At 62.5% G+C, this 23,960-nt stretch carries 20 protein-coding genes and 1 tRNA gene; 12 read left to right on the top strand and 9 right to left on the bottom strand.

The features are described from left to right. Window positions 1–42: 42 nt before the first annotated feature. On the bottom strand, window positions 43–1,083 hold the full coding sequence (locus tag V1277_RS32400) for a cysteine synthase A (RefSeq protein ID WP_334419792.1): 1,041 nt from the start codon (window positions 1,081–1,083) through the stop codon (window positions 43–45). 89 nt (window positions 1,084–1,172) lie between these two features. Beyond that, complete coding sequence (locus tag V1277_RS32395) at window positions 1,173–2,402, bottom strand: cyclopropane-fatty-acyl-phospholipid synthase family protein (RefSeq protein ID WP_334419790.1); 1,230 nt, start codon at window positions 2,400–2,402, stop codon at window positions 1,173–1,175. A gap of 726 nt (window positions 2,403–3,128) precedes the next feature. Here V1277_RS32395 and V1277_RS32390 point away from each other — a divergent pair. The 6 genes from V1277_RS32390 (at window position 3,129) to V1277_RS32365 (ending at window position 13,703) form a co-directional block, all read left to right on the top strand. Continuing rightward, window positions 3,129–4,568, top strand: a complete 1,440-nt coding sequence (locus tag V1277_RS32390; protein WP_442894610.1) for an efflux transporter outer membrane subunit — start codon at window positions 3,129–3,131, stop codon at window positions 4,566–4,568. After that, window positions 4,558–5,949 (top strand): efflux RND transporter periplasmic adaptor subunit, encoded by a 1,392-nt coding sequence (locus tag V1277_RS32385; protein WP_334419789.1) that lies wholly within the window; start codon window positions 4,558–4,560, stop codon window positions 5,947–5,949. The genes V1277_RS32390 and V1277_RS32385 overlap by 11 nt, the downstream gene beginning before the upstream one ends. 48 nt (window positions 5,950–5,997) lie before the next feature. Continuing rightward, window positions 5,998–9,147, top strand: coding sequence for an efflux RND transporter permease subunit (locus V1277_RS32380; protein ID WP_334419788.1), 3,150 nt, complete (start codon window positions 5,998–6,000; stop codon window positions 9,145–9,147). Further along, complete coding sequence (locus V1277_RS32375; RefSeq protein WP_334419787.1) at window positions 9,148–12,252, top strand: efflux RND transporter permease subunit; 3,105 nt, start codon at window positions 9,148–9,150, stop codon at window positions 12,250–12,252. A gap of 36 nt (window positions 12,253–12,288) precedes the next feature. Beyond that, the gene (locus V1277_RS32370) at window positions 12,289–13,020 is read left to right on the top strand and encodes a tRNA-uridine aminocarboxypropyltransferase (RefSeq protein WP_334419786.1); all 732 of its coding nucleotides are present in this window, start codon (window positions 12,289–12,291) and stop codon (window positions 13,018–13,020) included. Between the two features lie 206 nt (window positions 13,021–13,226). Continuing rightward, window positions 13,227–13,703 carry a hypothetical protein gene (locus V1277_RS32365; protein WP_334375495.1) on the top strand — a complete coding sequence of 159 codons (477 nt, stop codon included), beginning with the start codon at window positions 13,227–13,229 and terminating at the stop codon, window positions 13,701–13,703. Between the two features lie 210 nt (window positions 13,704–13,913). Here the strand turns inward: V1277_RS32365 and V1277_RS32360 are convergent, their stop codons facing one another. Then, window positions 13,914–14,912 (bottom strand): SGNH/GDSL hydrolase family protein, encoded by a 999-nt coding sequence (locus V1277_RS32360; RefSeq protein WP_334419785.1) that lies wholly within the window; start codon window positions 14,910–14,912, stop codon window positions 13,914–13,916. A gap of 70 nt (window positions 14,913–14,982) precedes the next feature. Beyond that, window positions 14,983–15,294, bottom strand: a complete 312-nt coding sequence (locus V1277_RS32355; protein ID WP_334419784.1) for a hypothetical protein — start codon at window positions 15,292–15,294, stop codon at window positions 14,983–14,985. Between the two features lie 242 nt (window positions 15,295–15,536). On the opposite strand from V1277_RS32355, the gene V1277_RS32350 reads away from it, so the two are divergent. The 3 genes from V1277_RS32350 to V1277_RS32340 all read left to right on the top strand — a co-directional run bounded on the left by V1277_RS32350 (window position 15,537) and on the right by V1277_RS32340 (window position 17,487). After that, window positions 15,537–16,400 carry a hypothetical protein gene (locus V1277_RS32350; protein WP_334419783.1) on the top strand — a complete coding sequence of 288 codons (864 nt, stop codon included), beginning with the start codon at window positions 15,537–15,539 and terminating at the stop codon, window positions 16,398–16,400. Window positions 16,401–16,576: 176 nt separating this feature from the next. Beyond that, a complete protein-coding gene (locus V1277_RS32345; RefSeq protein ID WP_334419782.1) occupies window positions 16,577–17,257 on the top strand; it encodes a hypothetical protein in 681 nt (226 codons plus the stop codon). Between the two features lie 156 nt (window positions 17,258–17,413). Next, window positions 17,414–17,487: transfer RNA gene (locus tag V1277_RS32340), tRNA-Cys, on the top strand. 58 nt (window positions 17,488–17,545) lie between these two features. Here V1277_RS32340 and V1277_RS32335 read toward each other — a convergent pair. Continuing rightward, window positions 17,546–17,725, bottom strand: a complete 180-nt coding sequence (locus tag V1277_RS32335; RefSeq protein WP_057844184.1) for a hypothetical protein — start codon at window positions 17,723–17,725, stop codon at window positions 17,546–17,548. A 250-nt stretch (window positions 17,726–17,975) separates the two neighbouring features. Here V1277_RS32335 and V1277_RS32330 point away from each other — a divergent pair, with 250 nt between their 5' ends. Then, window positions 17,976–18,233, top strand: a complete 258-nt coding sequence (locus V1277_RS32330) for a hypothetical protein (RefSeq protein ID WP_334375490.1) — start codon at window positions 17,976–17,978, stop codon at window positions 18,231–18,233. A 31-nt stretch (window positions 18,234–18,264) separates the two neighbouring features. Here the strand turns inward: V1277_RS32330 and V1277_RS32325 are convergent, their stop codons facing one another. Further along, window positions 18,265–18,918, bottom strand: coding sequence for a TetR/AcrR family transcriptional regulator (locus V1277_RS32325; protein WP_334419780.1), 654 nt, complete (start codon window positions 18,916–18,918; stop codon window positions 18,265–18,267). A 101-nt stretch (window positions 18,919–19,019) separates the two neighbouring features. On the opposite strand from V1277_RS32325, the gene V1277_RS32320 reads away from it, so the two are divergent. Beyond that, window positions 19,020–19,841, top strand: a complete 822-nt coding sequence (locus tag V1277_RS32320) for an NmrA family NAD(P)-binding protein (protein ID WP_334419779.1) — start codon at window positions 19,020–19,022, stop codon at window positions 19,839–19,841. Between the two features lie 2 nt (window positions 19,842–19,843). Next, window positions 19,844–20,329 (top strand): anthrone oxygenase family protein, encoded by a 486-nt coding sequence (locus V1277_RS32315; protein WP_334419777.1) that lies wholly within the window; start codon window positions 19,844–19,846, stop codon window positions 20,327–20,329. A gap of 74 nt (window positions 20,330–20,403) precedes the next feature. On the opposite strand, the gene V1277_RS32310 is transcribed toward V1277_RS32315, so the two are convergent. The 3 genes from V1277_RS32310 to V1277_RS32300 all read right to left on the bottom strand — a co-directional run bounded on the left by V1277_RS32310 (window position 20,404) and on the right by V1277_RS32300 (window position 23,941). Next, window positions 20,404–21,129, bottom strand: a complete 726-nt coding sequence (locus V1277_RS32310; protein WP_334419776.1) for a choice-of-anchor K domain-containing protein — start codon at window positions 21,127–21,129, stop codon at window positions 20,404–20,406. A gap of 630 nt (window positions 21,130–21,759) precedes the next feature. Next, window positions 21,760–22,740, bottom strand: coding sequence for an NADP-dependent oxidoreductase (locus tag V1277_RS32305; protein ID WP_334419775.1), 981 nt, complete (start codon window positions 22,738–22,740; stop codon window positions 21,760–21,762). A gap of 112 nt (window positions 22,741–22,852) precedes the next feature. Beyond that, a complete protein-coding gene (locus V1277_RS32300; RefSeq protein ID WP_334419774.1) occupies window positions 22,853–23,941 on the bottom strand; it encodes an alkene reductase in 1,089 nt (362 codons plus the stop codon). Window positions 23,942–23,960 lie beyond the last annotated feature (19 nt).

Raw genomic sequence — 23,960 nt, 5'->3', positions numbered from 1 at the left:
CGGGTTCGATGCTGCGCATCGCCCCGGAATGACGATGCAGGTCTAAACCTTCTCGAACGGCACGTCGATGTTGCTACGCTTTTCCAGCCATGCCGGCACCGGCAGGTTCTTCGAGCGCATGAATGCCGGATTGAACAGCTTTGACTGATAGCGGCCGCCGGAATCGGCCAGCACGGTGACGATGGTCTTGCCGGGTCCGAGCTGTTTTGCCAATCGGATCGCGCCAGCGACGTTGATACCGGTGGAGCCGCCGAGGCACAGGCCTTCCTGCTCGAGCAGTTCGTAGATCACCGTCACGGCTTCCTCGTCGGAAATCAGGAAAGCGTCATCGACAACAGCGGTCTCGATGATGGGCGTGACGCGGCCGAGCCCGATGCCTTCGGTGATCGAGTCGCCTGGCGTCGATTTGGCCTGACCGTGCTTGAACAGCTCGTACATCGCAAAGCCGTGCGGATCGGCACAGGCGGTCACGATGTCCTTGTTCTGCTCCTTCAGAAAGCGGCTGGTGCCCGCGAGCGTGCCGCCGGTGCCGACCGAGCAGATAAAGCCGTCGACCTTGCCGCCGGTCTGCTCCCAGATCTCGGGTCCGGTGGATTCGTAGTGCGCCTTGGCATTATCGAGATTGTTCCACTGGTCGGCAAACAAGACGCCGTTCGGCTCGGTCTTGCGAAGCTGGGCAGCCAGCCGCCGTCCCACATGCTGATAGTTGTTCGGATTGGCATAGGGCAGTTGCGGCACCTCGATGAGCTCGGCGCCGCACAGCCGCAGCATGTCCTTCTTTTCTTGGCTCTGCGTTTCCGGGATCAGGATCAGCGTGCGGTAACCGCGGGCGCTCGCGACTACGGCGAGCCCGATGCCGGTGTTGCCGGCGGTCGATTCCACCACGAGCCCGCCCGGTTTGAGATCGCCGCGCTTTTCGGCTTCGAGGATCATCCACTTGCCGGCGCGGTCCTTGACCGACTGGCCGGGATTCATGAATTCGGCCTTGCCGAGAATGGTGCAGCCGGTCGCTTCCGAAGCGTGCTTGAGCTTGATGAGGGGCGTGTTGCCGATCGCTTCGATGATGTCTTTGTTGAAGGCCATGTCTTTGAAATCGCCGGTTTGTTTGCCTAATCGTTAGGCGACCCTAAAGGAGGGCCGCCGGCCATACAAGCCAGCGTTGGGGCAGGCGATCAGCCCGATTTCGCAAACACCACCTGGCGCACGTCGATATTTCCGGACAGGAAACCGGCTTCGCAATAGGCGAGGTAATATTCCCACAGCCGCCGGAAGCGATCGTCGAAACCCGACGGCGTCAGGTTCGGCCAGGCCGCACGGAAATTGCTTCGCCAGATCGCGAGCGTCTTGGCATAATCTTGTCCGAAAATGCGTTCGCGGATGACGGGAACACCGAAGCGCTCGCCGAGCGTTTTCAGGATCTGCGGCGACGGCAGCATGCCGCCCGGAAAGACGTAGCGCTGGATGAAGTCGACTTCGCGGCGATAGGCGTGGAACAGGCTGTCCTGGATGGTAATGGCCTGGATGCCGGCCAGCCCCCCAGGCAGCAGGCGGTCGCGCAACTGTGAAAAATATTTCGGCCAGAATTGCTCGCCGACCGCCTCGATCATCTCGATCGAGACGATCCGGTCATAGCGGTCGCGCTCGTCGCGATAATCCCTGAGCTTGATCTCGACCTTGTCGTTGAGCCCGGCATTGTGAATGCGTGCCTGCGCGAAATCGCGTTGCTCCTTGCTGATGGTGAGGCCTACGACCTTGGCGCCGAACGTCTTGGCGGCGTATTCGGCAAAGCCGCCCCATCCGCAGCCGATCTCCAACAGCTTCTGGCCCGGCCGCAGATCGATGGCCTCGGCGAGCCGCCGGTATTTGTTGTGCTGCGCGGCCGTCAGGTCGGGTGTGTCGTCCTCGAACAGCGCCGACGAATAGGTCATGCTGGGATCGAGCCACGCCGAATAGAAGGCGTTGCCGATGTCGTAATGCGCATAGATGTTGCGGCGAGCCTGCCCCTTTGTGTTGCGGTTGAGCCAATGCCTGACGGCCTGGAAGGTGCGCGTCAGCGGGTTGCCGATTAGCATGGTCTGCATCCAGTCCTGGTTGACGCAGAACAGATAGAGGAATTGCGTGAGGTCGGGCGTGTCCCATTCGCCGCGCAGATAGGCTTCCGCAATGCCGATGTCGCCGCCGCGCAAGAGCCGCGAGGCAAAGCCGTAATCGTAAATCTTCATCACGGCGGCAGGACCCGGCGCGTTGCCGCCCAACCGGACCACGCGGCCGTCGGCCAGTGTCACGTCGAGCGTGCCGCGTTGCAGCTTTGAACCAAAGCCCAGCGCCAGCCGGGCCATGCGGGGCAATTCCGGAAACGTCGCGTCTACAGTTTCCGATGTGACCGAAATCAACTCGGGCATGTGCGATCCATCGAATTGCGGTTTACCCGGCTTCGCATGGTCGATCGACCCTGCTTCAATGCTTGGCACGGGTGGACAACGCCGTCGAAGTATAAACGTTGATTTTTCCACTCGCCAAGCCGGTATTGAAGGCTGTGCCCTCCCGTGGACCGGCCGCATGCCTCGTGGAAGCTGTAGAGCGCCGCGCGGTTGACGCAGAGCAGCAACGATTGCCGGTTCGATTCGGCCACGTCCAGATCGATCAGCAGGCTCGTCACGCGATTGCTGAAGCGATGCCCGAGTCCTCGTGGAAACGGTGTCCGGTCGATGCGCGAGATTCGGCTGTTCCCGGAGTTTCAAATCGGCCACAGGTCGGGGCTCCGCTGTGCGACGAGCCAGTGTCGACGTCAGAACAGGGGAAAAACCCCATGAAATCTTCGTAAGAATTCGGCGGTCCTGCGGCGTCCCGACATCGTTCCAAGTCCTATAAAACAAGGGAAAGTGAGCTCTTTGTCGCCCGCTTTACGCATCTGAACGCACGATCGGCGAGAGGCTGCGCGGGGCTGTCCGCGTGCTGATCGCAAGGCTAATATCGGCGTTCGGTTCCAACGGAAGCATCACCCCCGTGAACGTATCGCAGCCCAACAGGAGAAGCGCTCAAATTGCGCCGGGCCGGGATTTGCCCGGTGGAGAACGGGTGTGACCCAGCGAATTGCAACTGCTGCGATCGAAGGTTGGCCTGTTCTCATTCCGGGCGGCAAGCGGCTGGCGCGATCGCTTGCCGTGCTTGGCCTCATCGCCAGCTCGGCGGGCTGCATCCTGACCAAGGACCTTCCCGACCCTGCACTCGACATCCCCGAAGGCTACAAGGCGGCCCGGCTTTCGAAGGCTGCGGACACGCCGCCGACGCTCGACTGGTGGCGCGGATTTCGTTCGCGGGAGCTGACGGGCCTGATGGAAGAGGCGCAGACCGTCAATCTGGATATTGCGGCCGCCACCGCGCGGTTCAAGCAGGCCGATGCGCAGGCACGAATCGCGGGCGCGGCGCTGCTGCCAACTCTCAGCGCTACGGGGTCGGAAAGCTATTCCCGCACCTCCCGTTCGAGCACCAGCGGCCTGTCCATTGGCGGCCGGGAGGTGGTCAACTATTCGGCATCGCTTAGCGCCAGCTACGAATTGGATTTCTGGGGCAAGAACCGCGACGCTGCCCAGGCGGCGGAGGAGACTGCGGCTGCCAGCCGCTTTGACCGCGACGTCATCGCGCTGACCACGCTGACGACGGTTGCCAATGCCTATTTCCAGGTGCTCGCCGCGCAGGATCGGATTCGTACCGCACAGCGAAACATCGCGAGCGCCGAGCGCATCCTGAACGCCATCAAGGAGCGCTTCAGAGCCGGCACCGGTACCGACCTCGACGTCGCGCAACAGGAAAGCGTGGTGGCCAACCAGCGCGCCCTGGTGCCGCCGCTGCGGCAGACGCTCGACCAGAACATCAACGCGCTGGCAACTTTGGTGTCGCGTCCGCCAGAATCCGTGCGTGTCACCGGCGGAACCCTCAATCGGATTGCCGCGCCACGCGTCACGCCGGGCCTGCCTTCCGAGTTGCTGACGCAGCGCCCTGACATCCGCCGCCAGGAAGCGCAGCTTGCCTCGGCCACCGCCAATGTCGGCAGCGCCCGCGCGCAGTTCTTTCCGAGCATTCAACTGACGGGGCAGGGCGGTTATCAAAGCTCGGCGTTGACGGCGCTGTTTCAGCCGCAAGCCGCGTTCTTCAGCATGGTCGGCAGCCTGACCCAACCGATCTTCGACGGCGGCAGGATCCTCGGCAATTTCGAGCTCACCAAGGCGCTGCAGGATGAACTGCTGCAGACCTACCGCAAGACGGTGGTGCAGGCCTTTGCCGATGTCGACAACGCCCTGATGTCGATCCGCCAGACCACCGAGAAGCTGCGGCTGCAGCGCGAGGTCGTGGCGGCGTCGCGGCGGGCGTTTGAATTATCCGAGCAGCAGTTACGGGCCGGGACTGCCGACATCGTAGTTGTGCTAAATACGCAGCTAACACTATTCCAGGCCGAGGATGCGCTGTCGCAGGCCCAACTGGCCCGGCTGCTGGCAATCGTCAGCCTCTATCAGGCGCTGGGGGGCGGCTGGGAGCCCAGGATGGAAAGGCCGGTCAATGCTCTTTAAGCCGGAAGTGAAAGATGACCCGAAGACGGCGCGCAAGCGCGTCGTGCGCGGCATTGGCCGGCGGATGGTGTCGCTTTCGATCACGCTGTTGATCCTCGGCGGACTCGGCTATCTCGGCTGGAACGCCTTTCAGCAGAAGCAGACCGGCCGTGGCGGGCCCGGCGCGCGTCCCGATCTCCCGGTACCGGTGCTGGCGGCTATGCCCCGCACGCAGGATGTGCCGGTCTATCTCGATGCCGTGGGCTCGGTCCGTGCGCTGAACACGGTAACGGTGCGCGCCCAGGTCGACGGCAAGCTGATCAAGGTGAACTTCGTCGAAGGTCAGGACGTCAAGCAGGGCGACGTGCTGGCCGAAATCGATCCCGTGATCTATCAGGCGCAGTACGACCAGGCGGTGGCGAAGAAGGCACAGGACGAGGCGCTGCTCGCCAACCAAAGGCTCGATCTGGCGCGCTATCAGCAGCTCGCCGCATCGAATGCCGGATCCAAGCAACAGGCCGATACACAGCGCGCCGTGGTCGCCCAGCAGGAAGCGCTGGTGCAGGCCGATCAGGCCGCGATCGACAATGCCAAGGCAATGCTCGGCTATACCAAAGTCATCGCGCCGTTGTCTGGGCGCGCCGGCCTGCGCCAGGTCGACCAGGGCAACATCATCCGCGCCTCCGACGTCACCGGCCTCGTCATCATCACCCAACTGCAGCCGATCGCGGTGCAGTTCAGCCTGCCGCAGCAGCAGATCGTGCGGGTCAACGCTGCCGCCGCCAAAGGCGTGCTGACGGTGGACGTGTTCGGCAATGACGGCGTGACCGTCATCGACACCGGTACGCTCAAAGGCATCGACAACCAGGTCGATCCGACCACCGGCACGCTGAAGCTGAAGGCGGAGTTTCCCAACGCCAAATTTCAGCTCTGGCCCGGACAGTTCGTCAATGTGCGGCTGAAGGTCGAAACGCTGGAGAAGGCGATCGTGGTGCCGAGCTCGGCGGTGCAACGTGGTCCGGTTGGGACATTCAGCTATGTGATCGGCCCCGACAATGTCGCGACCGCAAAGCCGGTCGTGGTGACGCAGCAAAACGAAAACGATGCCGTCATCGCCAGCGGCCTTTCGATCTCCGACCGCGTGGTGACCACCGGCTTTGCCAATCTGTCTGACGGCGCCAATGTCTTGATTGGCACCGACGACAGGGCGCCAACCGCCGACCTCGCGCCGCGCAAGCGCAGCCGCAGCCCCGATGCCAAGGCAGGTCCGGGCAAGGAGGGTCAAGCAAATGATGGCGAGCGCCGCGGCAAGCGCGAGCGCGGCGAGGGCGATCAAAAGGGACAAACCGGCCCGGCACCGGCCGAGCCAGCGCGCGGCGGCGCTGCGAAGTCGCAGCCATGATCGATGCGCCGCACGCCTGAAATGAATTCGTAAAGTGAGCACGCAACCATGAGCGTCTCCGAACCGTTCATCCGCCGGCCGATCGCGACCTCGCTACTCGGGATCGCGCTGATGATCGGCGGCGCGCTCGGCTATTGGGCGCTGCCGGTCTCGGCGCTGCCGCAGGTCGATTTCCCGACCGTGCAGGTGACGACGCAACTGCCGGGCGCCAGCCCCGACGTGGTCGCCTCGCTCATCACAGCGCCGCTGGAGCGCCAGCTCGGGCAGATTCCCTCGCTGTCCTCGATGCAGTCGACCTCTTCGTTCGGCGTCAGCCAGATCTCGCTGCAGTTCGACCTCAACCGCGACATTGACGGCGCCACCCAGGACGTGCAGGCGGCCATCAACGCAGCGGCAGGCATCCTGCCAAGGAATCTGCCGTATCCGCCGACCTACGCCAAGGTGAACCCGGCGGATGCGCCGGTCCTGACACTGGCGCTGACGTCGGAGACGATTTCGCTCCGCGCCATGAGCGATATCGCCGACACCATCCTCGGCCAGCGGCTCAGCCAGATTTCCGGCGTCGGGCGCGTTGCGATCCTCGGCGGGCTCAAGCCCGCGGTGCGGGTGCAGGCCGATCTGGCGCGGCTCGCGGCCTACGGCATTTCGATGGAGGATCTGCGTAACGCCATCGCGGGCGCGAACGTCTCAGGGCCGAAGGGATCGCTCGACGGTGCGCAGCAGGCCTACACCATTGCCGCCAACGACCAGATCGCGGCGGCGGAGGCCTACAAGCCCATCATCATCGCCTATCGCAATGGCTCACCTGTCACGATCGGCGACGTCGCCATCATCATCGACGGGCTGGAGAACGACCGGACCGGCGGCTGGTATCAGGGCACGCCGGCCGTGATCATCGACATCCAGCGCCAGCCCGGCGCCAACGTGATCGACGTCGTCAGGCAGATCCGCGACGAAATACCCAAGGTGCAGCGCGCGATCCCGGCCGGCGTCAATCTGACCATCGTCTCCGACCGCACCGTCACCATCCGCGCCTCGGTGCGGGACGTCCAGTTCACGCTGATCCTTTCCGTGGTGCTGGTCACGCTGGTGGTGTTGCTGTTCCTGCGGTCGCTGCGCGCGACCCTGATCGCGGGCGTGGCGCTGCCGCTCTCGCTGATCACGAGCTTCGGCATCATGTATTTTTCCGGCTTCAGCCTCGACAATCTGTCGCTGATGGCGCTGACGATCGGCACCGGCTTCGTGGTCGACGACGCCATCGTGATGATCGAGAACATCGTCCGCCACATGGAGAACGGCGAGTCGGTGATGGAGGCGTCGCTGAAGGGCGCCAGCGAAATCGGCTTTACCGTGATCTCGCTGACGGTGTCGCTGATCGCGGTCTTCATCCCGCTGCTGTTCATGTCCGGGCTGGTCGGGCGCATGTTCCGCGAATTCGCGCTGACGCTGACGATTGCGGTCGTGACCTCGGCGATCGTGTCGCTGACGCTGACGCCGATGATGTGTTCGCGGCTATTGAAGCATGTCGGGGAAGAGATGACGGTGCCGGGGCTTGCCGCCGTCAGCCGCTTCATCGACCGCATGGTCGCCTTCTACCATCGCACGCTGCTGTGGGTGCTGCAGCGCCAACGCGCGACCCTTGTCGTGACGTTCGCCACCATCGCCGCGACGCTAATCATGTACGTGATCGCGCCGAAGGGCTTTCTGCCGCTGCAGGATACGGCCTCGATCACCGCCGTGACCGAGGCCGGTCCCGACGTTTCCTTTGCCGAGATGCAAAGCCGGCAGGCGACGGCGGCGGCCGCGATCCAGGCCGATCCGGACGTGATCGGCGTCGTCTCCGTGATCGGGGCCGGATCGGTGAATCCGACCACCAATGTCGGGCGTCTGGTAATGACGCTTAGGCCGCGCGGCGAGCGGCATGATGATATTTCCGTGGTGGTCGGCCGGCTGAAACAGCGCACAGCGAAAATTCCCGGCATGACCATCTATTTCCAGCCGGTGCAGGACGTGCAGATCTCGACCCAGTCGAGCCGCTCGCAGTACCAGTATACGCTGACCGGCACCGATGCCGCGCAGGTGGCGCTTTGGTCGCAGAAGCTCGTTGCCGAGATGCGCCGGGATCCGCTGTTCCGCGATGTCTCGTCGGAAGCGCAGGAGGGCGGCTTGCGCGCCGCGCTCGACATCAACCGCCAGCGCGCCGGCCAGCTCGGCGTCAGCCTCCAGGCGGTCAATGACACCCTCAACGACGCCTTTGCGCAGCGGCAGATTTCGACGATCTACGGCCAGGCCAACCAGTATCGCGTGGTGCTGGAGGCGATGCCGATGTACCAGCGCGATCCGTCGATCCTGTCGAAACTCTATCTCCCGGGGGCCGCGAGCACGACCGCCGGCGCGCCCGGCGCCCAGGTGCCGCTATCGGCGGTGGCGACGCTGACCCGCACTACCGCGCCGCTGGCGATCTCGCATCTCGCGCAGTTTCCGGCGGTGTCGCTCAGTTTCAACCTCGGCCCCGGCGAGGCGTTGGGCGATGCCGTCGCGGCGGTCAAGCAAATCGAGACCAGGATCGGCATGCCCGGCAGCATCGTCGGCGTCTACTCGGGCGATGCGGCCGAATTCTCCAAGTCGCTGGCCGGCCAGCCATGGCTCATTCTGGCGGCGATCGTTACCATCTATATCGTGCTCGGCGTGCTCTATGAGAGCTACATTCACCCGATCACCATTCTCTCGACGCTGCCGTCCGCCGGCGTCGGCGCCATTCTGGCGCTGATGCTGTTCGGGCAGGACCTGTCGGTGATCGGCCTGATCGGCATCATCCTGTTGATGGGCATCGTCAAGAAGAACGCGATCATGATGATCGACTTCGCGCTTGAAGCCGAACGGCATCAGGGCATGTCGCCTTCTGAGGCGATCGTGCAGGCCTGCCTATTGCGCTTCCGCCCGATCATGATGACGACGCTGGCGGCGCTGTTCGGTGCGCTGCCGCTGGCGATCGAAAGCGGCACCGGCGCGGAGCTGCGCTTCCCGCTCGGCATTTCCATCATCGGCGGGTTGCTGCTGAGCCAGTTGCTGACGCTCTATACAACGCCAGTGATCTATCTGGCGCTCGACCGGATCAATCGCAAAATTGAGAAGGCGGTGCCAGACCCAGGGCCGCCCGGACCCACGGTTGCCGGCGCCACCGAGGGGATGCAGTAGATGGCATCGATCTCGGAGCCCTTCATCCGCCGGCCGGTGGGCACCACGCTGCTGGCGGTCGGGCTCTTCCTGGTCGGCATGGTCGCCTATGTTTTTCTGCCGGTCTCATCGGTGCCCAATGTCGACTTCCCGATGATCCGGGTGTCCGCCACGCGTCCTGGCGCCGATCCTTCCGTGATGGCCTCGACGGTCGCGGCGCCGCTGGAGCGCCGGCTCGGCCAAATTGCGGGCCTTGACCGGATCACCTCGACCAGTTCGCTTGGCACCACCAGCATCCAGTTGCAATTCTCGATCGGCCGCAACATCGACCGCGCCGCGCGCGACGTGCAGGCTGCGATCAACGCCTCGCTGGCGGATCTGCCGACCGACCTGCCGTCGTTGCCACGCTTTCGCAAAGCCAATCCCGCGGCCTCCCCGGTGTTCGTGCTGGCACTGACGTCGAAGACGCTGACGACGAGCGCGATGTATGACGTCGCCGATACCGTGATTGCGCAGCGGATCTCGCAGGTTCCGGGTGTAGGCGAAGTCAACGTCACCGGCGCCGACCAGCCGGCGGTACGGATTGCGCTCAACCCGGTGGCGCTGTCGAATGCCGGGATTGCGACCGACGACGTGCGGCTCGCGATCATCAACGCCAATCCGCTGGGACCAGTCGGCATTTTCAACGGCGGCCGCCAGAGCGAGACGATCTCCACCAACAAGCAGATGCGTACCGCGGCCGAATTCCGCGACATCATCATCAAGAGCTCCGCCGGCAATTTCGTCCGCCTCGCCGATGTCGCCGAGGTCGAGGATTCCGTCCGCAACAGCCGCTCGATCGCCTGGTTCAACAAGCAGCCGGCGGTTCTGATCCAGATCACCAAGCAGGGCGATGCCAACGTGATCGATACTGTCGATCGGGTGAGGGCGCTGCTGCCGGAACTGAAGCAGTGGCTGCCCGGCGGCGTGGAAATTTCGACCCTCGTCGACCGCACCGGCACCATCCGCGCCAGTGTGCTCGACATGCAATACACGCTGCTGGCGACGGCATTTCTCGTCATGGTGGTGGTGTTCGCGTTCCTGCGGCGGTTGACGCCGACGATTGCGGCCGGCGTTTCGGTGCCGCTGGCGCTGACCGGCACCTGCGCCGGGATGTGGCTCGCCGGCTTCTCGATCGACAATCTGTCGCTGATGGCGCTGGCGATCTCGGTCGGCTTCGTGGTCGACGATGCCATCGTCATGATCGAGAACATGTACCGCAACCTCGAACATGGCATGGCGCCGTATCCGGCGGCGCTCGAAGGCGCCAAGCAGATCGGCTTTACCGTGCTGTCGATCAGCCTGTCGCTGATCGCGGCCTTCACGCCGCTGATTTTCATGGACGGGATCGTCGGCCGGCTGTTGCGCGAATTCTCGCTGACGCTCACCTTTGCCATCGTGGTGTCAACTGTCGTGTCGCTCACGATCACGCCGATGATCTGCGCGCATTATATCAAGGAAGCGACCTCCGATCGCGCGACCTGGCTCGACCGGCTGGTCGAGGGCACGCTGTCGCGCATCGTTTCCTTCTACACCTGGACGCTGCGGGCCGTGCTCGGCTTCCCGTTCCTGACCCTGCTCGTGTTCTTTGCCACCATTGCGCTGACGGTGGTGCTCTATGTCAAGACGCCGAAAGGCTACTTCCCGACCGACGACAGCGGGCTGGTGATCGGCGCGACACGCGCATCTCCCGATACCTCGTTCCAGGCGATGCTCGGGCTGCAGCAGCAATTGGCCGATATCGTGATGGCCGATCCGGCGGTCGTTGCCGTCGGCTCTTCGCTCGGCGGCACCGCCGGTCCGGGCGGCGGCAGCTCCAATCGCGGCACTATGTTCATCAGCCTGAAGCCGCCGGAGGAGCGGGCCGGCATGTCGACGGCGCAGGTGATCGATCGCCTGCGCAAGAATCTCTATCGGGTCGCCGGCATCCGCCTGTTCATGTTCGCGGCGCAGGACATCCGCACCGGCGGCCGGCAAAGCGATTCCGATTACCAGTATACGCTGTCGAGCACGAATCTCGAGCTCCTGCAGAAATGGGCGCCGCTGGTCGCCAAGCGCATGGAGACGGTGGAGGGCATCACCGACATCTCCAGCGACCGCGATCCCGGCGGGCTGCAATTGTCGCTGGTGATCGACCGCAAGACCGCCTCGAGCCTCGGCGTTAGCGTCCAGGACATCGACAACGCCCTGAACAACGCTTTCGCGCAGCGCCAGATTTCGATCATCTATACCCAGCGTAACCAGTACATGGTGGTGCTGGAAATCGATCCGAAGTTCCAGAGCGATCCTTCCAATTTGGAGCGGATTTATGTGGCAGGCGCCAACGACGCCCAGGTGCCGCTATCGGCCGTGGTGCGCTACCAGCGCGGCCTGTCGCCGCTTGCGGTGTACCACTCGCAATCGTTTCCCTCGACGACGGTCTCGTTCAATCTGCTGCCCGATGTGCCGCTGGAGGTCGCGACCTCCAACATCCAGCGTGCGGTCGAGGAACTGCACATGCCCGAAGGCATCCGCGGCAGTTTCGACGGCAGTGCCGGCGACTTCAACAAGACCAGCGGACGGCAGCCGCTGTTGATCCTCGGCGCGCTGGTGGCGATGTATATCGTGCTTGGCGTGCTCTATGAGAGCCTGGCGCATCCGATCACGATCATCTCGACCCTGCCGTCCGCAGGCCTCGGTGCGCTGCTGGCGCTGCAGGTGACCAATACGCCGCTGACCGTGATCGCCTTTGTCGGCATCATTCTGTTGATCGGCATCGTCAAGAAGAACGGCATCATGATGGTGGATTTCGCGCTCGATGCCGAGCGCCACCGCGGCCTGTCGTCGGCTGACGCGATCTTCGAGGCCTGCCGCGCCCGCTTCCGGCCGATCCTGATGACGACGATGGCGGCCTTGTTTGCCGGCATTCCGCTGGTCATCGCCACCGGCCCCGGCACCGAGCTGCGTCGGCCGCTCGGCATCACCATCATCGGCGGATTGTTGGTTTCGCAAATCCTGACGCTGTACACGACGCCGGTGATCTACCTCCTGATCGACCGGCTGCGGCAGCGATCCCGGCCGGCCGCGATCGCCGCGCCTGCCGAATAGTTGGATTACTGCCTGCAGAAAGCGTATAGCGGGCGGATGTCAGACCAATCCAATTCCGAGGCCGGAACCGCGGTGGAGGCTGTTCCGGACTGTCCGCATTGCGGCAAACCGCTGCCGCTCTGCATCTGCGACAGCGTCAGGCCGATCGAGAGCAAGATCTCGCTCCTGATCCTGCAGCATCCGCAGGAGCAGGACAGGGCGCTCGGTACTGCGCGGCTGACCGCTATGCACTTCAAGGACGCGGTCGTCAAAATCGGCCTGTCCTGGCCGAGCCTCTCCAAGGCGCTGGGACGGAAGGTCGATGACCCCTCCCGTTGGGCGGTGCTCTATCTCGGCTCGGCCAAAGTCACCGATCTCGACACCGATGCCGAGATCGTGGCGATCAACCGCAAGGGCGTGGTCGAGCCGCACCAGCGCGCCATCCTGTCCGACATCGAGGGCGTCGTGCTGCTGGACGGCACATGGAGCCAGGCCAAGGCGCTGTGGTGGCGCAACGCGTGGATGCTGAAATGCCAGCGGGTCATTCTGGGCCCGAAGCGCCCCTCGCGTTACGGCAAACTCCGCAAGGAGCCGCGCCGCGACGGCCTCTCCACCATCGAGGCCGCCGGCCTGCTGCTCGCCGGGCTCGAGAAGCGGCCCGAGGTCGCGGAGGCACTCAACGCCAGCTTTGACCGCATGCTGGCGAGGTATCAGCAGGTGCAGGCGGCGATGCCGGAACTTGCACCGAAGCCGAAGAAGCGGGATTACCGCCGTCGCAAGCGCGGCTAACTCTTGGCTTTCAAGCAAGAGTTGCGTCGACGCTGCTGCTGCATCTCAAATTGTGCAGCGTTTGCTCTGTATTCCGTCATGACCATGATACCAACGCGGCGGTTCCAATGTCTGCAAGAAGACATAGCGGCCTGTGGACAAGGATGACATTCCCATTGACGATGATAAATTCTCCGCTCTCCGCGTAACAATTTGGAGCCAAGTCGATGTCTTTAACTACAGAAGTTCTCACTCGCTCTCCATTGCTTGACGCTGATGAAATCGAAGGGGAAATCGGTACTCTCATCTACAACGCCCGCCGAGCGCCCGTTATCCAAGAGATACCCCACAGCAATGACCACCCGTTACCGAAAGGCCCGATGCCCGACTATGTCGAGCACAAGGAAGGGGTCAATCAGGTCGGAAAACTCTCAGCCGAAGCTGTGGTCCGCGAATATGATGCGGCAGTGAAAGAGATTGAAGCACTCGGTGTGGAACTGACCGACGCCGCCAAACGATGTGAAGCGATGGTGGCTGGCGTTCACGCCATGGTGTCCGAGATCAAGGAATTGGCTGCGAACTATCGCGAGGAAGGCAAACGCTACTTCCTGCAGATCGAGGATTGTTCCCTGATGACGTCCGAAGTCCGCACCGTCTGCGAGACGCTCAAAAAGAAAATTGCAGGTAGTAGTCTCGTCGCCTGATGTTCCGGCTGTGGCCGGTTCTGCTGGTGGCCGCGCCGTTCATCGTCGTGGCCATCAGCATGCTATTGTAATGCGTACCGGGCGTTCAACCGAAAACGAAGTCGGCGCGGTCGTCGTGCTTAATCACCTTTTTGCGCATTGACGCTCCCGGGCGGGCGAAAAGACCGCCCGAAGGCGGTCTCTGCTTTCGGATCGGGGCTGGCAAGCTGATTAGGCTGCGGTAGGAGCGGCTGATGGCTGACGACGGCGATACGTCATGTACCCAACGCCGGCAAAGCCAATGATCATCATCACCCAGGTCGATGTCTCGGGAACTCCGGCAACCACCAGGAAGGCGTCGGCAAGTACCGCGTGGGCCGCAGCCGTCGGATGAATGCCATCCCAATATGCGTAAGTATCGCAGTTCGCGCCAGGGACGGCTCCGCAGGCATCGGTCACATTAGTGAACCCAAACGCTCCTGGATTGAGTGCGATCGTCGTGCCCAGACCGAAAATGTCAAAAGTCGATACGCCGGATTCGCCCGCCAGTTCCGCGGCGAGTGCTGCGTTCATACTGCTCGCGAGGAAAGTCCCCAATCCGGAGGCGCCTGCGACTGTGACAGCGGGCGCCAGTCCGAGATTTGGAGTGTTCCAGACCACGATGTTCTTGGCGCCGGCCGCTTGAAGGGCGTCCACGATCGAGCCGACGTTGTTTGCGTATGCGGTGGCAGTTGCCGCCACGGTTGGCCCCAAGCATGCAGGGCACGCGGCGATTGCGCCGAGCGCTGCCCTGGCATCATTCCCGCCGCCCGCGATTACATACAGCGCATTGGGAGAGGCAATGTTAGTGGCCAGGTACTGATTTGCCTGGGTGAGCAGGCTAAACGGAAAGCCGCTGACGACCGGACCTGTGGTCGCTCCGCCATACGCATAATTGGTTCCGCCAAGTAGCGAAGGTTGGAGCGCTATGCCAAGTTTCGACGCAACGTCTGATGCCCAGACAGGTCCATTGCTGTAAACGCCAGATCCGTAGGGCTGACTGGGAACGTATGTGTTACCTGAAATGGTCTGCCCTGCATTGACGCCGATTACCGCGGCGTTGTTGCCGCTGTCCGATAAGCTGTCGCCAAAGACAACGAGCGAGTCATAAACACTGGCCGAGGCCGGCAGGGTCGCCAACGCAAAAAACGTGGAGGCGACTAACGGCAATAAGAACGCGGATTTTCTCATGGATGCTACCTACTTTTTAATTAAATCAGCAACATAGCATCGTTTCGCGATAGACGTGTCAACTGCTCAATCACATGTTGCAGTGCATTCCGCTCGCCGATGACGCAAAATAAAAAAACCGCCCGAAGGCGGTTCGTCGAACATCATTCAGGTTCTGCATCCGTTGGCGCAATGATGCATTTTGTCGAGCGAGATAGGGCCGAAGCTGTCGTTCGCTCAAAAAGAAAATCGCCGCAGGTAATAGTCTCGCGGCCTGGTGAGCGCTTTCGATGTTCAAACGCGCGTGGAGTTCGGCCGCAATAGGCCTCGGTCCTGATAGCGGCCAGCCGATGAAAAAGCCGCCCACGGCAGCCTGAAGCCGCCGTCCAAGCCCCTGTGTCATTGTGGCGATATGTCGCCAACGCCGCCGCGGGAACGGGGAGCCATTTGCAGGCTTAATGACTATCTGCGTCGAGCGTATCTGAGGTCGGGCGGCTGGGCGCGAATGCACACGCAAGGCTCGAGATGACAAAGCGTAGTTGGGATCACCGCCCTCGAGGTCATCGGAATTCGGGCCGCAAATACTGCAATTGAACGGACGGAACTTGTCTCCTGTACGTTCTCCAGGGAAAGGATACTCGCGCATTGTCGTCTTCGATCAGCTCGCATCTCCCTTTCGGCGGCGCCGAAATTAGCCTGCGAAAGAAATTCCGCCTGTTCTTCACGGTCGGCATCATCGTCCTGTTGCTCGGCGGCGCCAAGGCAATCGTTCACTATTTCGGATTCGAGTTCCTCGAGCTCAACGGGTTGGTGACCAGCGGCATTGGTGGCGCCATATTCATTATTGGCTTCCTGCTGTCGAGCATTCTCAAGGATTACAAGGAAGCCGAACAAATTCCGACGGCACTGCGCACCGCGGTCGAAGCCATCGACGGCGATCTGGAATGTTTCGCGCGGACCAATGAGCGCTTCAATCTCAGGGAAGCGCGGCTGATCCTGATCGGGGTCATCGCAAAGCTCCGCCAAGGCCTGGACCGCGCCTACGACCACAAGAACATTGCCCCCGTGCTCGACGAGCTCAGCAAGCTGACGCCCATCCTCGGTCGACTGGAGGGCATGGGCATGGCGGCGAATTTCGTCGTACGCCTTCGCACCAATCAGGATGCGATGCGCAGGGTGCTGCTTCGCATCTACACCATCCAGCGCGTCGAATTCGTCCCATCGGTGCATGTGCTCGTGCAAACACTGGTGTTCTCGATCATCGTCCTGTTGCTCCTGCTGAAGACGGAGGGTGATCCGGCCGCGGCCCTGTTGTTTGGATTCATCACCTACATGTTCGTCTACGTCCTGTATCTGATCCGGCTGCTCGAACAGCCCTTCGCCAAGGGTCAGGGCTCCGTCGACGATGTCAGTTTCTTCCTGCTTGATGAACTGGAGGAGCAATTGCGGCGCTCGCTCGACGACCCCACCGTTGGACGGCGGCGGCTTCAGGCAATAGAGCGGGTCTGAGCCGTGCACGATGTCTGGACGGCGCGGGCGACGGTGCTGCGCCGTCCGCGTCCGCATACTCGATTTGTTTGACGCGGTCTGGCCGCGCCAGTTGGCAGCTTGGATCTGGCGGATACGTTGCTCCATTCCGTCGCTCGCACTATGACTGACGCGTCGGATGCAAGCGGAGCAACGCGATGGAACTGGTGGCGCATAGGCGCTTGTCCAAGCAGGCCTTGATCGATCTCGTTTTCTTCTGCGGCGTTCCGATCGTGCTGGCAGTGCTTTCGGTCGTTCTCGGACCGTATGCCGCCATCATGGGAGGCGCGGGGGCGACACTTTATGTTCTCTCGCTCGCCATCGTGCCCTGGTGCCTGACCGGCCTCGCCACCCAATTGGTGAGCAAAACAGCCCAGGGAAAACTGCCGCTGTGGCTGATCGCAGCGATCGGCGCTATGGCCGCTGGCCCCTTCGTGTCGCTGTACGTCTATTTCGTCAATTCCATCGCTTCAGACATCTGGCCAGCGCTGGTCGCTTTGCGGCCCGCGACGTTCAGCGCAGAACATCTCAAATCCGCCGCCCTGTCCGAGGGGCGGGCCATCGTTCTCTGGATCGCCTTTGTCGTCATTTTCCATGAGACGCTGGGCTGGGAGCGGTTTGCGGCACCGGCCAAGGAAACGGGCTGCGAAGATCGCTTTCAACTGAGCGGCGCCGAATGGACGGCGGAAGACGATGCGCTGCTGCGCTCGCTGATCGGCAGCGGCAAGCCCCCGAGGGCCATCGCACTCGAAATGAAGCGGACGGTCGGGGGCATCCGCGCACGGACCGCCAAGCTGGGTCTGCGGAATAATCGCCTCGGCAATACGTCTGGCGACTGAGGCGGCATGGGCGCGCACCCGCGCCAACGGGGCGCGATGTAGTCCCCCGGACGGCGGGCCTTTTTCGAACGGTGTCGGTTTGCTAACCAGCGCAGGCAGGAATTGCGCTGCTTGGTTGCCTATCCGGGGCGGGGCGTATATGAGTGCGCCCGATGGGGCCACGTGGCGGAGTGGTTACGCAACGGTCTGCAAAACCGTGTACACCAGTTCAATTCTGGTCGTGGCCTCCATTCATATAATCAATGACTTAGACCGATTATATGAGAGGCCGCAGCAAGCCGGCCTGCGTCAGCAGGCAGCGTGCCAGCCCTCAGGGAACGGAACCAGCGGCCAAGAGGCTCCATTGTCGTTGGCGGCGCGTGGCGACGGATAAAGGCGCTGGGTCTGGACCACGAAATCATCCTCCGGGGCTGGCGCAATGGCCGTCTGCACGGTTTCCAGCAGCAGATCGTATTCAACTTCGCTCATCGCGCTCTCCGGGTTCCAGAGGCGATGATCTCAAAAGTATTTTGTTCCCGGATTGAGCGGATCGTTCGAATTTTATCGATCCGGCGGCCGCGGCAAAGCTGGTTACTAAAGTGTTGAGTTCCCCGCGCGAACACTAGGCACGCCCACGCGCGGCGCGTGTGAGAAAAATCACATTCTGCAAAAATCGGTTCGCGTATTCGGCTGGACGACGCCTGCCTTGTCAAGGCGGGCAGGTCCGGGAGACGCGGTCATGAAGGCAAGGTTTGCGCGAAGTGCGGCTGTTCTTTGTCGCTCCCGTCGGGCTTCGACGCTCGGCTTCCTGCTGACGCTGATGGCGAGCGGTGCTGCCCATGCCCAGCAAGGCACGCCTGAACAGCGCAGGGCCTGCACGCCCGACGTCTACCGGCTCTGCGCCGGTGAGATCCCGAACGCGCGTGCGATCACCGCATGCCTGCGCCGGCAGAAGGCGAGCCTGAGCCCGGCTTGCGCTGCGGTGTTCGAGCGGTAAGGGCGGGGCGGTACGGCATCCGCCGACGTTCTCACGTCTCCAGCGCCGCCAGATTCTTCGGCAGCATTCGCTTGAACAAGGTGAGGATGCGGGCGGCTTCCTTTGTGTCCTGCGTGATGGCATGGCGGACGGTCGCCGCGATCAGCGTCATCATCAGTTGGGAAAACGAGGCCAGCGCAGTTGCTGATACATCGGGTGCGATCCGCCGCAGGGTGTCGCCGAGCAGCCCGGCGAGATAGACGCCGTCCTCCTCGTCAAGTTTTTGCAGCGCCCGGTCGGCCTGCGTCGCTTGCCAGATGTCGCGCATGACCGGCACTTCCATGAACATCCGATAGTAGCTGTCGGTAATGCGGCACAGGGCCGGGTGCAGATCGCGGGTAGTCCTGACCACGGCGAGATCGCGCCGCACGCAATCGCGGCCGATCGCGTTGTAGCGTTCCGCGAGCGTGCCGATGATCGCGGTCTTGTCCGGAAAGTATTGATAGAGCGAGCCGAACGGCACGCCGCTGCGTTCGACGACGTCGCTCATGCGGAAGGCTTCGCTGCCTTTCTCGGCCATCAGCTCTGCCGCGCATTGCAGGATTTTCTCGAACCGCTCGCGGCTGCGCTGCTGGGTCGGGACCAGCCGCGCCAACACGGGCGCAGCCGTTGCGGCCACCTTCTGTCCGGCTTTTTGCCTCGCCATCGGTCCTCTCACACAAATGCGACTTGACGTTACTAATACGAGAGTTTATCGGGTTTAGCAAATACGAGATATTCTCGTATTGTGTCCGAAAGGAGTGATCCATGTCAGAACTCCCGATCCTGATCGTCGGCGGCGCGGGCAAGACCGGCGCGCGGGTCGATGCGCTGCTGCAGGCGAGCGGCATCCCGACGCGGCCGGTGTCGCGTTCGACACTTGTCCCGTTCGACTGGACCCGGCCCGAGACGTGGCTGGCCGCGTTTGCCGGCGTCTCGATGGCCTATGTCACCTACCAGCCGGACCTTGCGGTCGAGGGTGCCGCTGATGCAATCGCGGAAGTGGGCCGGCTGGCGCGCGAGAATGGGCTCGAGCGCGTCGTGCTGCTGTCGGGGCGCGGCGAGCCGGGCGCGCAGCGGGCGGAGGCGGCGCTGCAGCAATCCGACGTTCCCTGGACCATCGTGCGCGCAAGCTGGTTCGATCAGAATTTTTCCGAGGGTTATCTGCTGGAAGGCGTGCTCGCCGGCGAAATCGCGTTGCCGGCCGGCGCCGTGCCCGAACCGTTTATCGATGCCGACGATATCGCCGAAGTCGTGGTCGCGGCGCTGACGGATCGGCGCCATGCCGGCAAGGTCTACGAGGTGACGGGACCGCGCGCGCTGACGTTCGCGCAAGCGGTTACCGAGATCGCCGGTGCCGTCGGCCGGCCGGTCCGATACCGGCAGATCGCGGCGGACGATTTTGCGGCCGGCATGCGGCCCCATATGCCGGACGACGTCATCGAACTGATGTTGGAACTGTTCACCGTCGTGCTCGATGGGCGCAATTCGGGTGTCGCACACGGCGTCGAGCAGGCGCTCGGGCGTCCGGCGCGGGACTTTTCCGATTATGCCCGCCGAACCGCCGCGACCGGTGTCTGGAGGGCATGATCATGCTGCAGATGTTGATCACCGCTCTGCTGTGGTTTTGTGCCCTCGGCTGCGGTCTGCTCGCCGGCCTCTACTTCGCGTTCTCGACCTTCATCATGGCGGCGCTCGGCCGGATCGGGCAGGCCTCCGGCATTGCGGCAATGAATGCGATCAACGTCACGATCGTGCAGTCGCTGTTCATGCCGATCTTCCTGGGAACGACGGCAGCGAGTGCGGCGCTGGCGGTGACCGCGCTGTTGCGCTGGAGTGAGCCTGGCGCGATGGCGATGCTGGCCGGCGGCATGCTCTATGTGCTCGGCATGTTCGTCGTGACGATGATCTTCAACGTGCCCATGAACAACGCGCTTGCCGCGGCAGATTCCGCAAGCCACGAGGCCGCCTCGCTGTGGGCGCGCTACCTGACGGATTGGACACGCTGGAACCACGTGCGGACGGTCGCTTCCACCGCGGCTTGTGCGCTGTTCATTGCCGCGATTGCGGCGAAGTAGGGCGCCGGAGATGCCGACAAACAAAAGCCGCCCGGATCACGGGCGGCTTTCGCGTTGTTTTCGGTGAAGTGAGATCAGGCCGCGGGAAGCGCGTTTCCACCGCGCTTGCGGCGATAGGCCATGAAGCCGACGCCGGCGAAGCCGAGGATCATCATCGCCCATGTCGAGGGTTCCGGGACCGGGGGGGCAACTATCTGATCCGTGAAGTCCGCCACGATGTAAAGCGTCGACGTCCCGCACTCCGGATTGATCCAGGTGCTTCCATTGTACCATCCATCACCAATTTCAACGAAGTGAATGTCGGAAACCGTAACGCCGTTGAGCGTGAATGGACCCAGATTGTTGAGCGTCGTCTGGCTGATGTTGAAGACGTTGTCGGGCGACGGGTTTGTCGTCTGCTTGATGTTCAGGTTGAACACCTGTGAATCGTACGAAGCGCTCGGCGAGGTAAAGCTCAGTTTGAACTTGTAATTGACGTTGAAGTTCTGGTCGGTGTTGTAGGTCGCCTGGTTCACCCAGGTAATCTTGCCGATGACGTAATCGTCCTGATTGGTTGGGACGTTGGTGCCGACGATGTCCGTGATGGTCAGCGTGCTCGGCTGGTATGTCGGCCACGACGCGCCCGACATTTTGAGCACGTTCTTGTCGGCGGAAATGGAGCAGCCAGGGCTACCGTTGCTGCAATTGGAGATATTGGAGAAAGTGCCGTCGCCGGTGAAGCTCACGAGCGCTGCGTTTGCCGGCGAATGAAAGATGCCGGCGAGTAAACCCGCAGCCAAAAATTTAAATACTTTACCCATAATGGACGCCCCAAATTTTATCGATTTATTAAATGTAACCTCTCAGATATTATATAGGTAGTCAAGTGTGGTGTAATTAATTTCCGAAATTAAATATGGGGCCGCCAGGTTGCGTGACAGCCCATGTTCGCCCGTAAGGGGGCGTTCCCCGGCGATATCCGGGCCGGAGGCAACGCGGTACCTCGGCCTGCCTCTGCCGCACTGATTGCGATTGTCCTGTCGTGTCGGAGAATAGAAAAGCCGTAGCTGGCTCGCCGGGGTCGACGAAACTAAGAAATACGAATTGGCGATTCTCCTCCGCCCGAGTGCGCCCCACTTGCCGAAGCAGCGCAAGCGCGACCGAGATCGCGCCGAAGCCCTACGCCTTGCTGGCGGGCCGAAGCCCACGCTGAGGGAGCGAGCTGTTGCCTTGGCTCGCGAGAGGGGCGAGGTGCGGACGGGGCACTCACAGCGGTCGGCATCCCCCGATGCTATCTGTCGCGGATGTGCGATGAGGAACTGCTCGTCAAAGTGGGCTACGGCCGCTATCGGGCAGTGGAACGTGAGGCAGCAAAACTGTGATTCACGGCCGTCCCAACATGAGCCGAATGCAGACGGTCTCCTTTTAGGGACGATTACCATGAGCTGCAGTCACCTGGTGAGGTCTAAGACTATCTTTCCGGGAGCGTGGCCGGTGCGATTGCGCTCGATCGCGGATGCCAGATCGTCGAAGCCGACCACTTCTGAAATCGTCGACCGCAGCGAGCCGTCAGCGATCTCTTGAGCGATTGTGGCTAGGCGTGCGGTGTCAGGTTTGACTGACAACCAGATGCCATGACGGCCTGCCGGGGCGCGCGAAACCACATCAGTTGCAGCGATGCTGGCCAGGACGCCGCTAGGCGATAGGACGGCCCAAGATTTGTCTAAGACCTGGCCCCCGACAAGATCGACGATAAGGTCAATGTCGCTCGCAAGAAGCTCGAAGTTCTGTTTCTGGTAATCGATCACTTCGTCAGCGCCCAAGGCTTGGACATGGGCCACGCTCTTGGTTGAGGCTGTAGCATAGACGGTCGCTCCAGCCGTCTTGGCGAACTGGACAGCGAAGCTGCCCACCCCACCAGCCGCGCCGTGGATCAACACCCGCCGCCCCCGAAGGTCGAAATCGGCGACCTGAAGGACTTGCCATGCCGTCATCGCTGCCACCGGTACTGCCGCCGCGTCAATGTCTGACAGGACTGCAGGCGTCTTGACGAGTTTTTCGGCATTTATCAGCAAATGGTCAGCATAAGCGCCCAGGCCACCCAGCGCGGCCATGACCCGGTCTCCGACCCTCACGCCTTCGACGTTGGAGCCGGTCCGCAGCACGACCCCCGCCATTTCGATGCCAAGCGTCGCGGGCAAAGATAACTTGAATTTGTCGCGGACGTAGCCTTCACGGATTTTCCAGTCGATTCCGTTTACTCCGGCAGCCTTGACCTGGACGAGCACTTGGTCGGGACCAGGCTCGGGGGCGGATACCCAATCGACTTTCAAGCTCTCTGTGCCGCCATATGCTTGAAGACGTAGGGCCCGGCCGGAGCCAAGCGGTTCAGACCGGCGGGGGGCGCTTTTGAAGCCATCGGGTGGGTTCAAGAGGTTTCTCCTTCCTGTGGAAGACATGGATTGGAAGTCCCTCGTGCAGGACTTCATTAGGTAGCCCGTCTCAGGTAAGAGACATCTATTTGGACTACTGGCGTCTGCGGATTTACTTGGCTGCGCTTTGCGCGCTTAAAGCAGGATAGTCGGTGTAGCCTATGGCGGTGCCACCATAGAAAGTGGCTTGGACTGCCGCATTCAGCGCCGCATTGGTCTTCAACCGTTCCACAAAGTCTGGATTGGCAAGGACCATCTGACCGTAGGCTTCAAGGTCGGCCAGGCCGGATGCAACATCGGCGCCAATTTGCTCCCGCGCACGACCTGGGCGGTTCAGGATCAGTGATTGTTGCCAGAGCTTGCGGATGTCGGCGAGCAGCGGCTCGTCGCCCTGGCGCATGATGTGCACATAGGCGAGCCCGAGCTTGTCGAGTTCAGCGACGAGATAGCGGTAGAGATCCGGCCCTTCGGCGCCTTCGTTGATCCCCCATATCGTCGTGCCGGGGGACAGGCGGATCGCGGTGCGATCCGCACCGATCTCCTCTGCGATCGCCGTGGCGACCTCGATCGCGAAGCGGGCGCGGTTCTCGATGGAGCCGCCATATTCGTCCGTGCGCGTGTTGGCGCTTGGCGCGAAGAACTGCTGGACTAGGTAGGCGTTCGCGCCGTGAATCTCGACGCCGTCGGCGCCGGCCTCGACCGCCGAGCGCGCGGCATGGCGGAAATCGGCGACCGTCTGGCGCACCTCTTCGGTCGTCAGCACGCGCGGCGTGGGAATGTCCTGCATCCCCGTCATGGTGAACATACCCGTCCCCGGCGCTATCGCGGACGGCGCGACCCCCTGGCGGTGATGCAGCGTATTGTCGGGATGCGACATGCGCCCGGCATGCATGAGCTGGATGAAGATGTGGCCGCCCTTGTCGTGCACGGCAGAAGTGATCTTCCGCCAGCCGGCGACATGGGCGGGCGTGTAGATGCCCGGGGTGGTGAGATAGCCCTGGCCGTCATCCGAGGGCTGGGTGCCTTCGGTGACGATCAGGCCGACGCCGGCGCGCTGGGAATAATATTCGGTGGCCAGCTCGCCCGGCGTACCGTCGAAGCCGGCGCGGCTGCGGGTCATCGGGGCCATGACGAGGCGGTTCGGCAGAGTGTAGCGGCCGACGCGGACAGGGGTGAATAGGGGACTCATTGGGATCTCCATTTGCAGGAGCGCTTGTCCA

The sequence above is a fragment of the Bradyrhizobium sp. AZCC 1588 genome (assembly GCF_036924735.1).
Taxonomy (GTDB): Bacteria; Pseudomonadota; Alphaproteobacteria; order Rhizobiales; family Xanthobacteraceae; genus Bradyrhizobium.
Note: the sequence above shows the minus strand (reverse complement) of the source record. Positions and strands in the feature narration are given on the sequence as shown.